The sequence below is a fragment of the Methylobacterium oryzihabitans genome (assembly GCF_004004555.2).
Taxonomy (GTDB): Bacteria; Pseudomonadota; Alphaproteobacteria; order Rhizobiales; family Beijerinckiaceae; genus Methylobacterium; species Methylobacterium oryzihabitans.
The window spans coordinates 475,047-488,900 of record NZ_SACP01000001.1 but is presented as its reverse complement, the minus strand read 5'-3'; the positions used below and the strand labels follow the sequence as shown (position 1 = coordinate 488,900).

The window sequence follows — 13,854 nt, the reverse complement described above, 5'->3', positions numbered from 1 at the left end:
GGCCCTGCTCCGCGCCGCCACCGACCGCGCGCCGGGAGCGAGCGCGTAGCTCAGCTGGTAGAGCAACGGACTTTTAATCTGTAGGTCCTGGGTTCGAGCCCCAGCGCGCTCACCAAATTTCCCACTAGGATCGTCGTCTGGCCCCATGCTGGCGGCACGGCCGAGCCGCGCCTGTTCCACCTTTGCGCCGGCGGTGCCCGGACTCATACGAAATCCGATTGATCGCTTCAGGCGACCGCAAGCCGTCGCTTTCGCGATGCGGATTTCGGCTTCGCTCAAGCGCCGCGCGGGCTGATGATACGATTTTCGGAACTGATCGTCCGAAAATCGTATCATACGGGATCCGGAGGATCGCTTCCGGATTCCGCATCACTCCTTCTCGCGTGCCAGCGTGCCGAGGCCGCTGGCGTCGAGCGGCTCCAGGGTGACGGTTTCGGCTTGGCCGGCGCTGCCGACCGCGAAGCGGACCAGGGAGGGAAGATCGGGCGTCTCGGCGTCGGGATAGTACAGGAACAGGTCGCGGTCGAAGTGGCGCAGGGGATAGATCCGCGCGCCGTCCGGCCCGAGCGTCAGGGTGAGGGCACCTTGCGCCTCCGCCACCACCGCGGGTCCGACATAGGCGTTGGCGTAGCGGCCGGCATAGGCGGCGAGGGGGAGGGCGGCGGTCGCCGGGGTCGGGGGCGCGGCATAGGCGGCCCGGGTCGCGGCGATGGCCGGGCCGAACAGGCCGCGATAGGCATCGCCCCAATCCTTCATCCAGTCGCGACCGACCCGGCCGTCGAACACGAGGTCCATGAGGCTGTCGGCGAGCCCCTCCGGCACGCCCGACGGGAAGGCGTTGGTGAGCACGACGATCCCGAGCTTCGCGCCCGGATGCAGGGAGACGAGCGTCTGCGCCCCGACGCTGAAGGCGCCGGCATGGCCCCAGACGAGGCCGTGGCGGCCGAACTCGACGTTCCAGCCGAGGCCGTAGAACGAGGCCGCTCCGGTCACCGGGTTGCGCCCGCGGGCGGTCAGCGGCGCGTGGGTCTCGGCGAGGGCGGCCGCCGCGACCACCGGCCGGCCCTCGAACCGACCCTCGCCGAGTTCCAGCCGGACCCAGCGGGCGAGGTCGCGGACGGTCGAGCTGACGCCGCCGGCCGGCGCCTGCGCGTCGGCGTCGCGCTTGACCCGGGCGGTCCAGGCGTCGCCGATCCGGACGTGCAACGCCGCGCGGTTCGCCCGGCTCAGAAACCCGGCATGGGTCGTGGTCGTGGCGGCCATGCCGAGCGGGTCGAACAGCCGCTCCCGGGCCACGGCCTCCCAGGTCTTCCCGGTCGGGCGCGCGGCCGCGACGGCGCCCTCGGTGAAGCCGAAATTGCTGTAGGAATAGCCGGCCCGGAAGCTCGACGACGGCGGCACCAGCCGCAGGCGGCGCAGGATCGCGCTCTGGCCGTAGCCGATCGCCTCGAGGTCGTTCCCGGCGCCGCCGGGCAGGCCGCTGCGGTGGGTGAGGAAATCCCGGACGGTGACCTGCGCGGCCGGGTACGGGTCCTGGAGCCGGAAGGTGGGATCGAGGTCGGCGACCGCACCGTCCCATCCGGCGATGCCGGCGCCGACGAGGGCCGCCACGACCGTTGCGGTGACCGGCTTCGACAGCGAGGCGATCTGGAACACCGTGTCGGCGTCGACGGTCTCGGGCCGGCCGCGCTCGCGCAGGCCGAAGCCCTTCACGAACACGGTCTCGTCGCCGAGCACGACGGCGACCGCGAGGCCGGGGACCTCGCCCGCCTCGACCGCGTTCCGCGCCAGCGCTTCGAGGGCCGGCAGCCGCGCCTCGACCTGCGCCCGCGTCACGGTCTGGCCGGCCGCCGCCGTGGCGGCGCAGCTCATCAGGCCGACGAGGCCGCCGATGCGCCCGAGGGACAGGCCCGACCGTTGCCGCTGCATCTGGATCGGTGTCCTGTTCGGGTCGACGCCGGGTGGAAGCATAACGGCAGGAGACCCGGCGGCAAGCCGGTTTCGGCGCTCAGCCAGGGCCATCGGGCTCACCCGATTCCTAAGCGGCCTTGCGGTGGCAAGCCAACGCTTCGTCCGCTTAGGTGTTTGTTCTGCCGCAGATTTTTGTCGCAAAACCGGCAACCACTTCTGCGGAATCTGCTTAGGCGCTCAGCGCGTCTCGCGCAGCCAGGTCCAGAGCTGCCGGCTCTCGTGGCCGCCGGCCAGGGCCGCCCGCCGCTCGGTCCGCCACGCCCGCGGCGACACGCCGTAGCGGTTGCGGAAGCCGCGGCTGAGCTGGGACGGGCTGGTGAGGGCGAAGACCTCGGCCAGCCGCGCGAGGCTGCGCGTTTCCAGGGGATCGGCCAGGGCGTTGCGCACCGCGTGCAGCCGCTCCCCCTGCACGAAGCGCATCACGCCGTCCTCGCGCTCGAACAGGCGGTAGAGGGTGGCGCGCGAGACGCCCATCTGCCCGGCGACGAAGTCCGGCGACAGGTCGGGGCGGGTCAGGTACGTGCGCACGACCGACTTGGCCAGGGCGAGCAGGCCGCCGTCGAGCTCGCGGCCTTCGAGGGCGTCGCCGGCGCGGGAGCGGTCGAGCAGGCGGTGCAGGAAGGCGATGAGTTCGCCGGCGAGGGCCGGGATGTCGTCGCGGCTCGCGGCCGGCAACTGCCGGTGGAAGCTCGTCAGGCGCGCGCCGAGCAGCCGGTTGCGGGCCGCATCGAGCCGCAGCCCGTGGGCCTCGACGGTCGGGACGTGGAGGCGGTCGCGGGGCACCACCACGCCGAGCGTGTCGGTCCGGTCCAGCATGCCGTCGACGAGGTTGCGCCGGTCGAGGATCGCCACACCGCCGGTGGTCATCGTGAGCGGCTGGCCGGCGATGCTGCCCGTGAAGCGGCCGCTGCGCCAGAGCTGGATCAGGAAGTGGTCGGGGCCGGCCTCGGTACGGCGGCGGTCGCGCCGGATCCGCTGGGTCGTGAACAGCGTGCGATGGGCGATCAGGTCGCCGACCTGGTAGGCGACCGTGCTGCCGGAGGGCAGGCGCACGGACGGGGCCGCCGGACCGATCTCGTACATCGGCCCCATCAGGTCGCGCCACTGCTCGAAGACCTCGCCGGCGGGCTGCCCCGACGGCCGGTAGTAGAAGCTCGGAATGCTCGCAACTGCCGTCATCGGTCCGCATCCAGAGCGCCGGACCGGGGCCGGCATGCACCGGCGCGGTCGTGCGCGAGGTTAGGCAGCCCCGGTGCGGCGACGCAAGGGAGCGGCGGCGGAATCGCAGGGCCATCGCATCAGCGATTGTTCTGCGGCCGCCCGTCGGGCGACGCTCGATGGCGGGCGCGGGGAGCGCCCCGCGGAGCGGGTTCGAGGGGACGAAGGTCCGCTCGAACGCGTAAGCGGAGCGAGAGCCGAGTGAGCGGATGCGAATGCCGGCGCCTGAGGCCAAGCAAAACGAGCAAGAACCAAAAAACTAGGGCAATCGCTCTCAAGCGACTGCCCTGGGCGGAGTCGGTTGTGGGGGCGACCGCCGGCCGCGCCGTAGCGATCGTGTGCCGTGGCCCGCCGCGGTCTCCGCACGGTTCCGGCCGGTCCGGCACCGTCGTCCCCGTGCCGGCGGGCCCATGCTGGACGGACGCGATGCGCCCGGCGGTCGTGGCTCTGGATCGCAGGGCTGATGCCGGCATGACCCGGCCCATGACGCTCCTGGCGGGAGGCGCCTCGGTCCGGGAGATCGGCCGGTGGCGCGTTCGAAGAGGATTGTCGTTGCCCGCCGCCGGGTGCACAGATCGGGGAACGACGAGCGGGCCGATCGAGCCGCACCGGGACGAAACGACCATGGCGCAACGCTCCCGCCCGGCGCAGGGCGGACGATCGTCGTCCTGCGCGGCGAGATCGACGACGCGATGGCCCGGCCGGATCGCAGCGGGAGCCGATGGCCGGCGCAGTGAGGGAGCACGAGCATGACGCGGATCGCGCTGTTGGGGGCGGGCGGCAAGATGGGCGTTCGACTGGCAACGAACCTCAAGGGTTCGCGGTTCGCCGTCGATCATGTCGAGGTGTCCGAGCCGGGCCGGGAGCGCCTGAAGTCGCTCGTCGGCACGGAGTGCGTTCCCCTCGACGAGTCCCTCGCCCGGGCCGACGTCGTGCTCATGGCGGTACCCGACCGGATGATCGGCAGGATCGCCCACCAGATCGTCGACAAGGTCCGGCCCGGCACCGCCTTCATCGTCCTCGATGCCGCCGCTCCCCACGCCGGCGAGATGCCGGAGCGCGCCGACGTGACCTACTTCGTCACGCATCCCTGCCACCCGCCGCTGTACAACGACGAGATCGACGAGGCGGCCAAGCGCGACTTCTTCGGCGGCGTGCTCGCCAAGCAGCACATCGTCTGCGCGCTGATGCAGGGCCCCGAGGAGCATTACGCCCTGTGCGAGGAGATCGCGCGCGAGATCTACAAGCCGGTGATGGACGCCCACCGCTGCACGGTCGAGCAGATCGCGATCCTGGAGCCGGCCTTGTCGGAGACGGTGGCGATCACCCTGTGCATCGCCCTGCGCGAGGCGACCGACGAGGCGGTGCGGCGGGGCGTGCCGCGAAAGGCGGCCATCGACTTCGTCATGGGCCACATCAACATCGGCCTTGCGATCGCGTTCGGGATCTTCCCCGAGGGCCGGTTCTCCGACGGCGCCCTGCACGCGATCGCCCAGGCCAAGCCGGTCATCTTCCGCGACGATTGGAAGGAGCGGGTGTTCGACCCGCAGGCCGTCCTCAAGTCGGTTCGCGACATCTGCGACCCGCCTGCGGCGGCCTGACCGCGCCCTGCGGGAGGAACCTCCGCCGTGCCGGAGACGATCCACGAGGGCGCGCATGGACCGGTACGGTCGGCCACCAGAGCGGCCCGGTCGGACACGGCCGGGACATCGGGGGGCGTAAGGAAACGACGGATCGCTTGAACCGGTCGATCGGATTTTGCATCAGACCGGCGGTCCTCGACAACGACGATCCCTCCGGGATCGCTTCGCAATGGTGCGCCCAGCATGGGCGCGTTCTTGAGGGTGGAAGTCTCTCCGTGAGCTGGTCACGGCGAGCGAAGCGAAGCGCAACTGCGGAAGGGTGACCGACCGTGGGGAGGAAGCGTGGAGCGAACCTGCGGGCCGATGAACAAGAACCGGATACGAGGCAGCGCCGAGCAGGGCGAGCGGGCCATTCGCCGCGAAGCTCTCGTGACCAAGGCGAGGCGCTGTAGATCCGGCGGTCGTGAAGGGACGGAACGTGCTCTTACCTGGGGAGATCTCGCCTCGTGCCTGAAAGGGCCACGGCGTCGAGCCGGAGCGAGAAGTCAGCAAAGGTCGTAGTAGGGCGCGGTTTGCTCCCGAAGGACCGAACGAGGAGGAGTGGCCGCGGCCGTGACGATGCAGTCGGCAAGGCGTCAGATGCCCGCGCGAGCGGGGCGGTCGGAGCCGGCGCGGGGTGAAGCCTCGCGTCGGTCCGGCAGCGACGAAGCCGGCAGCCCGCGTCGCGCACCGGGTGCCACGGGGCCGGGGCTGCTGGACGCGGCCCTGGCGCGCGAGAACGTGCAGCGCGCCTGGAAGCGGGTGAAGGCCAACAAGGGTGCGGCGGGGATCGACGGTCTGGACATTGCCCGGACGGCGGCTCTCCTGCGCACGGCGTGGCCGGCGATCCGCGATCAGGTGCTGTCGGGGACGTACCGGCCCCAGCCGGTGCGTTGTGTGGCGATCCCCAAACCGGGGGGCGGCGAGCGCGAGCTCGGCATCCCGACGGTGACGGATCGCCTGATCCAGCAGGCGCTGCTGCAGGTGCTGCAGCCGCTCCTGAACCCTCACTTCAGCGAGCACTCCTACGGCTACCGTCCGGGCCGCAGCGCACAGGATGCGGTTCTGGCCGTGCAAACCTGCGTGCAGGCGGGCCGGCGGGTGGTGGTGGACGTGGACCTGGCGACGTTCTTCGACCGGGTGAACCACGACATCCTGATCGACCGGTTGCAGAAGCGGATCGGGGACGCCGCAGGGCGGGCCTCTGTCGCCGCTCCTGGCCAACGTGCTGCTGGACGAGGTGGACCGGGAGTTGGAGCGACGCGGCCATCACTTCGTGCGCTATGCGGACGATGTGACCGTCTACGTGCGCAGCCGCAAGGCGGGCGTGCGGGTGATGGACGTGCTGCGGGGCCTGTTTGGCCGGCTGAAGCTGTCGCTGAACGAGGCCAAGAGCGCGGTGCGCAGTGCGTTTGGCTGCGTGGTCCTGGGCTTCACCTTCTGGATGGCCCCGGGCGGCGTGGTCAAGCGCCGGGTGGCATCGGCGTCGCTTGGCCGGTTCAAGCAGCGGGTGCGGGATCTGACGCGTCGCTCGGGCGGGCGCAGCCTGCTGGCGGTGGTGGATCGGCTGCGGATCTACCTGCTGGGCTGGAAGGGCTACGACCGGTTGGCGCAGACGCCGACGGTCTGGCGCAAGCTGGACGGGTGGATCCGTCACCGGGTGCGAGCGATCCAGCTCAAGCAGTGGAAGCGGGGCCCGACCATCCACCGGGCCTTGCTGGCGCTGGGCGCCCGTCCTGATGTGGCGCGACGGGTGGCGGCCAACAGCCGGCGCTGGTGGCGCAACAGCGCGATGGCGCTCAACGACGTCCTGAGTGTGGCCTGGATGGACAAGCTCGGCCTGCCCCGTCTCGCCTGACCTCAACTCCTCGAACCGCCCGGTGCGGACCCGCATGCCAGGTGGTGTGGGAGGGGAGCAGTCCCAAAGGACTGCCCCCTATCCCGATCGGATTTCGGCTTCGCTCAAGCGCCGCGCGGGCCGATGGAACGGTTTTTGAACGAACCGTCCAAAAACCGCATCACTGGCGGCCTGAGAGCCTGTTTGAGCGATGGTCAATCGTATTGACCGCGCGAAGCTCCCCTTTCCCGGACGACTGAAGCGATAGCGGAAGGAGATCCGGGATCCAGACTTCAGATGTGCCGCGAAGCGGCTCCGTGTGCCGGCACTGTCGCTGCATATGGACGCTTCGCGACTTCTTGTGCTGGATCCCGGATCTCCTTCCACTGCGTTCCAGTCGTCCGGGAAAGGGGAGCTTTTTCTTTAGATCGAGAGTCACAGGCTCTGAGTGCCGGAGACCACCGATCGCCGTCTCCGGCGGCTGCCCTCACTCCACGCCGAGCGCGACGAAGCGGACCTCGCCCTGGGCGTTGGAGACCAGCAGCAGCGCCGACTTGCGGCCGTCCTTCTTGATCTGATCGAGGCGCCGCGTCACGTCGGACGGAGTGCTGACCGCCTCCTGGCCGACCTCGACGATCAGGTCGCCGGGCTGGATCCGCTTGTCGGCGGCGTTGGAGTTCGGGTCGACCCGGGTGACGACGACGCCCTTGACCCCGTCCTTGATGCTGAAGCGGCGGCGCAGGTCGTCGGTGAGGCCCGACATGTTGAGGCCGAGCGCCTGACGGGTCACGTCGGCCTCCGGCTGCGGCCGGGTGAGGGCGGCCTGCTGCTGGGGCTTGTCGTTGTCCTCCAGGCGGCCGAGGGTGACCTGACGGTTCACCTCCTGGCCCTTGCGCATCGTCATCACGTCGACGGTCTTGCCGACCGGGGTCTGCGCGACGATGCGGGGCAGGTCGCTCGAACTCTTGACCTCGGTGCCGTTGAACTTGGTGATGACGTCGCCGACCTCGAGCCCCGCGGTCTTGGCCGGGCCCTTGTCGTCGACGCCGGCGACCAGCGCGCCGCGGGTGCCGCCCTTGAGGCCGAGCGCCTCGGCGGTGGTCTCGTCGACGTTCTGGATCTTGACGCCGAGCCAGCCGCGGCGGGTCTCGCCGAACTGGCGCAGCTGGTCGATCACCGGACCGGCGGTGGCGGTCGGGACCGCGAAGCCGATGCCGACCGAGCCGCCGGTCGGCGACAGGATCGCGGTGTTGATGCCGATCACCTCGCCGTCCATGTTGAACAGCGGACCGCCGGAATTGCCCTTGTTGATGGCCGCGTCGGTCTGGATGTAGTTGTCGTAGGGGCCCGACTCGATGTTGCGGCCCCGCGCCGAGACGATGCCGGCCGAGACCGAGCCGCCGAGGCCGAACGGGTTGCCGATCGCGATCACCCAGTCGCCCGGCCGCATCTTCTCGGAATCGCCGAGCGGCACCGCCTTGAGCGGCTTGTCGGGATCGGGCTTCACCCGCAGCACCGCGAGGTCGATCTTCGAGTCCTTGCCGACGAGCTCGGCCTTCAGCCGGCGCCCGTCGTGGAGGATGACCTGGATGTCGTTGGCGTCGCCGATGACATGGTTGTTCGTCACCACGATGCCCGAGGCGTCGATGATGAAGCCGGAGCCGAGCGAGTTCGAGCGCCGCGACGGGCGCTGCTGCTGCTGCTCGCCGCCGCCGCCCTGGCCGCGCCGGTTGAAGAACTCCTCGAACAGATCCTCGAACGGCGTGCCCTGCGGCAGTTGCGGCAGGGTGCGCCCGCGCGCCTCGACGGTGGTCGAGGCGGAGATGTTCACCACCGCGTCGGTCACCTGCTCGGCGAGATCGGCCAGCGAGGCCGGGCCCTTGGCCTGGACGGGCGAGGGGAGCGACGCGGTGCCGACGGACAGCGCCAGCAGCGCGCCCGCCAGGGCCGGCAGGCGACGACGGGCGAGGGGGCGCCGCGCGGGAGTGCCGTGGACATCGGCCATCGGGGACCTCGTGGGGGAGAAAGGCGGGAGAATCGTCATCGAACGAGGCCGTCTCGCGAAGTCTCGGAACTGTCCCGCAGCGGGACGCCGCGCGGAGGCTCCTTAGATCGGGCTTCGCGCGGACGCTTCAAGGGAGAGGGTCAGGCGAACAGCAGCCGCACGACCCCGACCACGATCACCCCGGCCACCGCCGAGGCGATGCCGACGAGCCGCATGCGCTCGACCGGCGACTGCGCGGCCTCGGCCATCGCCCGGCGCATCGCGCCGGGAAAGGCCGCGCAGAGAAGGCCCTCGATCGCGAGCGCGAGGCCGAGGGCGGCGACGAGATCCTTCACGGTGCATCAACTATTGTCCGGAGGCGGCCGGGGCCGGAGTGCCGGCCCGTGCCCGGCCCGCCGGATCGTTGAAGTAGCGGAAGAACTCGGAGTTCGGGCTCATCACCAGCCGGGTGTCGGCCCCGGTCAGGCCCTTCTCGTAGGCCTGCATCGAGCGGTAGAAGGCGAAGAAGCCGGGATCCTGGCCGAAGGCCTCGGCGAGGATGCGGTTGCGGTCGGCGTCGCCCGAGCCGCGCAGCTGGTCGGATTGCTGCTGCGCCTCGGCCAGCAGCACGGTCACGTCGCGGTCGGCCTTGGCCTTGATGGTCACGGCGACCTGCTGGCCGTTGGCGCGCAGGTCCGCCGCCTCGCGCTGCCGCTCGGTCTGCATCCGCTGGTACACGGCCTGGCTGTTGGCCGCCGGCAGGTCGACGCGGGTCAGGCGCAGGTCGATGATCTCGACGCCGAGATTCTTGGCCTGCCGGTTCACGTCCTCCTGGATCCGGTTCATCAGGCCCTCGCGGTCGGTCCGCACGATGGCGTCGCGCGAGGCGCTGGCCAGGACGTTGCGGGTCGCCGCGTTGGTGAAGCTCGACAGGCGCTGGTTGGCGAGCGCGATGTTGTTCACCGACTGGTAGAACCGCAGCGGATCGCTGATCTTGTAGCGCGCGAAGGCGTCGACCTCGAGGTTCTGCCGGTCGGCCGACAGCACGGTCTGCACCGGCAGGTCGAGATCGAGCAGGCGCTTCTCGAACATCACCACGGTCTCGAGGAACGGGATCTTGAAGTACAGGCCCGGCCTGTCGGTGCCGGCCTGGTTCAGCACCGTGCGGACGCGGCCGAGCTGGAGCACCAGGGCCTGCTGGGTCTGGCCGACCGTGAAGGCCGAGGCGTAGACCAGGACGACCAGGACCGCCGAGAGCGCGATGAGGGTGGTGCGAAGGGTCTGCGCGTTCATCGGGCGGTCCCCTGGGTCTGGGCGCCCTGGCGGACCGGCGCGAACTCGTTGAGCGGCAGGACCGGCACCACGCCGGTCGCCGATCCGGCGGAGGCGTTCTGGTCGATGATCACCTTGTTCACGCTGCCGAGCACCTTCTCCATGGTGTCGAGGAACATCCGCTCGCGGCTGACCTCGGGCGAGACCTTGTACGACTCGTAGACCTCGCGGAAGCGCGCGGCCTGACCGGTCGCCTCGGCGGTGGCCTGGGTCTTGTAGGCCTCGGCCTGCTGCACGATCTGGGACGCCCGGCCGCGCGCTTCCGGCACGACGCGGCTGGCGTAGGTCTCGGCCTCGTTGCGGGCGCGGGCGGCGTCCTGCTGCGCCGCGTTGACGTCGATGAAGGCCTGACGCACCTCGGGAGGCGGGCTGACGCCCTGGAGCTGCACGACGTTGATGAGCACGCCGGCGCCGTAGGAATCGAGCGCCTTCTGGATGATCTCCTGGACCTCCTGCGACACGCTCGACTGCTCGGTGGTGAGGATGCGCTGGATCTGCCGGCGCCCGATCACCTCGCGCATCGCGCTCTCGGCGACCGACTTGATCGTGCCCTCCGGGTTCTGGAGGTTGAACACGAACTCCTCGGCCTTGGCCGGGTTGACGCGCCACTGCACGTCGAAGTCGATGTCGACGATGTTGTCGTCGCCGGTGAGCATCAGGCTCTCCTCCGGCACGTCGCGGGAGCGCTGCGCGCCGGCACCGGCGCGGTAGCCGATCTGGATGCTGTTCACCTGCCCGACATTGGGCTTCACCACGGCCCCGACCGGATAGGGGAAGTTGTAGCGCAGGCCCTCGCCGGCCTGCCCGGTGTAGCGCCCGAACACCGTGTTGATGCCGACCTGGTTGGGCGCGACGGTGTAGAAGCCGGTCGCGAGCCACAGCACCGCGACGACGAGAACCGCGAGCCCGACGCCCTTGGCGCCGACCGGACCGCCGCCGGGGACGAGGTTGCGCAGCCGGTCCTGGCTGCGGCGCAGCAGGTCCTCGAGGTCCGGCGGCTGGTTGCCGCCGCCGCCGCCCCAGGGGCCGCCGCCTCCGCCGCCCCGGCCCCAGGGACCGCCCCCGTTGCCGCCGCCGCCACCGCCGCTCTGATTACTCCAAGGCATGCTCGCCCGCGTCCTTTCCTGGCCGGCACGCCCCGCGCTGGCGCGTCCCGCGCGGCTCTCGAATGGATGTCCGCACTCGTCGAAGCTGCGATATCGGCCGCCCGTGGCCCGAAAGCAACCTCTGCCGGCGGCGCCACCCTCAAGGTTCTGCCGCCCGCGGGCGGTTTCATCGCCGCACCGTCCTTGATGAGATGGAGACGGCGCGCGGGACGTGCTTGCCGGACACTCCGGTGCAGCGGAGTGTCCGCGGGGCGGAGACCGCCCGCATACGCGTTCTTAACCGAACCGGACGAAGCCTGGGCGGCCGGCCGGCAGGCTCGCCTGGACATGCGCAACGATGAAGCCGACCCGACGCCACCTGCCCACGATCGCCTGCATCGTCGCCCGCAGCCACCCGGACGGCGTCATCGGGCGCGACAACGCGCTGCCCTGGCGGCTGAAGACCGATCTGCGGTTCTTCCGCTCGGTGACCATGGACCACGTCGTCGTCATGGGGCGGTCGACCTACGCCTCCCTCGGCCGTCCGCTGCCGGGCCGGCTGAACATCGTGCTGTCGCAGTCGGGCGGCGAGGATCGGGGCAACCTGGTCTGGACGTCGAGCCGGGACATGGCGGTCGCGCTGGCAGATCTCGTCTCGGTCGAGCGCAACAAGCGCAGCGTCTTCGTCATCGGCGGCGCCCGGACCTACGGCCTGTTCGAGGATCTGTTCACCCGCATCTACCTCACGGAGGTGGAGATGCGCGTTGCGGGCGGCGATGCGTTCTTCACCCGCCGCTTCGATCCGGCGACCTGGGTCGAGCGGGAGGCACGGTCCTATCCGCGGTCGGAGGGCGACGACGCGCCGTTCCGGATCCGCGTGCTGGACAGGCGGGAGGCGCCGGATCGGGAGATCGATGCGGACGCGGACGCCCTCGCTCACCGGGTCGGGCGGCCGCTGCCGCGGCTCCCGGAGCACCTCGCCAGCATCACCGCCGAGCCGGACCGGCCGATTCCGCTGCCGCCCGTCCTGGCGTGACCGGGTCCGGGACCTCGCCGCACCGATCCGCCGGACGGGCACGACCCGGCCTCGGCGTCATAGGGCTTCCGAGATGGGTCAACGGCCCTGTCGATCTCGGGCAAGCCCGAGATCGACGTTGATGCGATACGGATCTCGGACCGGATCGTCCGAAATCCGTATCACTCCGGCAGCGCGAGGCCCTCGCGGGCGAAGACCCGCTGCACCGCCGGTCGCTGCGCCATCCGGCGCGCATGCGCGGTCCAGTGCGGGAACAGGGCCGCCATGTCGTAGCCCAGCACCGGGCCGCGGCCCCAGGTCCAGAAGGTGAGCAGGTAGGGATCGGCCACGCTGTAGCGCTCGCCGACCGCCCAGCCGCCCCGCGACAGCCCGACCTCGACCATCGTCCACAGGTCGGCGCAGCTCTCGCGGCCCTTCTGCTGCACGTCGCGGATCGCCGCCTCGTCGGAGGCGTAGCGCTCGGCCCGGCGGATATGCGCGTAGGCGACGTGGACGGTCGAGGCGAGCCAGGCCAGCCACTCGGCGCAGGCCGCCTCTTCGCGCGGGTCCTCCGGCCACAGCCCGGCCTCCGGGAACCGGCGGGCGATGGTGCGCAGCACGGCGGGATTCTCGGTCACGACCCAGTCGCCCTCGGCGAGCGCCGGAACCCGGCCCTTCTGGTTGATCGCGAGATAGGCGCCGCTCTTCTGCTCGCCGGTCGCGAAGTCGATCCGCACCGGCTCGAAGGCGGCGCCGGTCTCCTCGAGGGCGATATGGGGTGCCAGCGAGCAGGCGCCCGGCGAGTAATACAACTTCAAAGACTCCGACATCGGCGCGGTCCTCCGGGTTCCTCCATGCCGGATCGCCGTCGAGCGCGCCAGACTTGCTGGAAGGTTGCTGTCGAGGATCGTCGCGACGGATCGACTCTCTCCGATTGCGTCCCACGGGCCGGCGGAATTACGTTGGCGCCAGCCGGCCGCTGCAGAGCCGGCATGGGGAAGGAACGCGCCATGCAGCGCTTGGCGGGTAAGGTCGCCCTCGTCACCGGGGGGGCGCGCGGCATCGGGCTGGCGACCGCCCACCGCTTCGCCCGGGAGGGCGCGGTCGCGGTGGTGCTGGCCGACATCGACGAGGCGGTCGGGCGGATGGTGGAGGCGGAGCACCCGGCCTTCCGCTTCGAGGCCCTCGACGTCACCGACGAGGGCGGCTGGACCCGGGTGGTCGACGGCGCCATGGCGCGCCACGGCGGCCTCGACGTCCTGGTCAACAGCGCCGGCATCGCGGTGGTCGGCACGATCGAATCGGTGAGCCTGGAGGAGTGGCGCCGGGTGCAGGCGGTCAACGTCGACGGCACCTTCCTCGGCTGCCGCCACGCGGTGCGGGCGATGAAGCCGCCGGCCGGGCGCGGCGGGTCGATCATCAACCTGTCGTCGGTGTCGGGGATCGTCGGCGGCCACAACCTCGCGGCCTACAACGCCTCCAAGGGCGCGGTGCGGCTGCTCACCAAGTCGGTCGCCCTGCACTGCGCCCGCCAGGGCTACGGCGTGCGCTGCAACTCGATCCATCCCGGCTTCACCGAGACCGAGCTGCTGCACTCGCTCGCCGGCGGCGGCCGCGACCCGGATGCCCTGCGCGAGAAGCTGCGGGCCTCGGTGCCGGTCGGGCGCAACGCCCGGGCCGAGGAGGTCGCCGCGATGGCCGCCTATCTCGCCTCCGACGAGGCGGGCTTCGTGACCGGCTCGGAACTGGTCATCGACGGCGGCGTGACGGCGCAATGATCCGTCAACCCT

Annotated in this window: 11 protein-coding genes, 1 tRNA gene and 1 pseudogene; 6 read left to right on the top strand and 7 right to left on the bottom strand. The window is 70.9% G+C overall.

Features of this window, described 5'->3' with window-relative positions; all coding sequences use genetic code 11:
* Positions 1 to 39 precede the first annotated feature (39 nt).
* Positions 40 to 115, top strand: a tRNA-Lys gene (locus EOE48_RS02285).
* A gap of 254 nt (positions 116 to 369) precedes the next feature.
* On the opposite strand, the gene EOE48_RS02280 is transcribed toward EOE48_RS02285, so the two are convergent.
* Both EOE48_RS02280 and EOE48_RS02275 read right to left on the bottom strand, forming a co-directional pair.
* Entirely contained in the window at positions 370 to 1,929 is a 1,560-nt protein-coding gene (locus EOE48_RS02280) for a serine hydrolase (RefSeq protein ID WP_127727135.1), read from the bottom strand.
* Between the two features lie 219 nt (positions 1,930 to 2,148).
* A complete protein-coding gene (locus tag EOE48_RS02275; protein WP_127727134.1) occupies positions 2,149 to 3,150 on the bottom strand; it encodes a helix-turn-helix domain-containing protein in 1,002 nt (333 codons plus the stop codon).
* A gap of 788 nt (positions 3,151 to 3,938) precedes the next feature.
* On the opposite strand from EOE48_RS02275, the gene EOE48_RS02270 reads away from it, so the two are divergent.
* The 3 genes and pseudogenes from EOE48_RS02270 to EOE48_RS29690 all read left to right on the top strand — a co-directional run bounded on the left by EOE48_RS02270 (position 3,939) and on the right by EOE48_RS29690 (position 6,669).
* The gene (locus EOE48_RS02270; RefSeq protein WP_127727133.1) at positions 3,939 to 4,790 is read left to right on the top strand and encodes a phosphogluconate dehydrogenase C-terminal domain-containing protein; all 852 of its coding nucleotides are present in this window, start codon (positions 3,939 to 3,941) and stop codon (positions 4,788 to 4,790) included.
* A 600-nt stretch (positions 4,791 to 5,390) separates the two neighbouring features.
* A pseudogene (locus EOE48_RS29695) lies at positions 5,391 to 5,927 on the top strand (group II intron reverse transcriptase/maturase); the annotation flags it as partial.
* A gap of 109 nt (positions 5,928 to 6,036) precedes the next feature.
* Positions 6,037 to 6,669, top strand: a complete 633-nt coding sequence (locus EOE48_RS29690) for a group II intron maturase-specific domain-containing protein (protein WP_342791808.1) — start codon at positions 6,037 to 6,039, stop codon at positions 6,667 to 6,669.
* Positions 6,670 to 7,135: 466 nt separating this feature from the next.
* Here the strand turns inward: EOE48_RS29690 and EOE48_RS02255 are convergent, their stop codons facing one another.
* The 4 genes from EOE48_RS02255 to hflK form a co-directional block, all read right to left on the bottom strand.
* Complete coding sequence (locus EOE48_RS02255) at positions 7,136 to 8,653, bottom strand: Do family serine endopeptidase (RefSeq protein WP_127727132.1); 1,518 nt, start codon at positions 8,651 to 8,653, stop codon at positions 7,136 to 7,138.
* Between the two features lie 140 nt (positions 8,654 to 8,793).
* Complete coding sequence (locus EOE48_RS02250) at positions 8,794 to 8,988, bottom strand: DUF2065 family protein (protein ID WP_127727131.1); 195 nt, start codon at positions 8,986 to 8,988, stop codon at positions 8,794 to 8,796.
* A gap of 10 nt (positions 8,989 to 8,998) precedes the next feature.
* Positions 8,999 to 9,925, bottom strand: a complete 927-nt coding sequence (hflC, locus tag EOE48_RS02245) for a protease modulator HflC (RefSeq protein WP_127727130.1) — start codon at positions 9,923 to 9,925, stop codon at positions 8,999 to 9,001.
* Entirely contained in the window at positions 9,922 to 11,070 is a 1,149-nt protein-coding gene (gene hflK / locus EOE48_RS02240) for an FtsH protease activity modulator HflK (protein ID WP_127727129.1), read from the bottom strand. The genes hflC and hflK overlap by 4 nt, the downstream gene beginning before the upstream one ends.
* A 337-nt stretch (positions 11,071 to 11,407) precedes the next feature.
* Between hflK and EOE48_RS02235 the strand changes: the two genes are divergently transcribed.
* The gene (locus EOE48_RS02235) at positions 11,408 to 12,085 is read left to right on the top strand and encodes a dihydrofolate reductase (protein ID WP_127727128.1); all 678 of its coding nucleotides are present in this window, start codon (positions 11,408 to 11,410) and stop codon (positions 12,083 to 12,085) included.
* Positions 12,086 to 12,246: 161 nt separating this feature from the next.
* Here the strand turns inward: EOE48_RS02235 and EOE48_RS02230 are convergent, their stop codons facing one another.
* Entirely contained in the window at positions 12,247 to 12,894 is a 648-nt protein-coding gene (locus tag EOE48_RS02230; protein WP_127727127.1) for a glutathione S-transferase family protein, read from the bottom strand.
* A 180-nt stretch (positions 12,895 to 13,074) separates the two neighbouring features.
* On the opposite strand from EOE48_RS02230, the gene EOE48_RS02225 reads away from it, so the two are divergent.
* On the top strand, positions 13,075 to 13,842 hold the full coding sequence (locus EOE48_RS02225; RefSeq protein WP_127727126.1) for a glucose 1-dehydrogenase: 768 nt from the start codon (positions 13,075 to 13,077) through the stop codon (positions 13,840 to 13,842).
* Positions 13,843 to 13,854 lie beyond the last annotated feature (12 nt).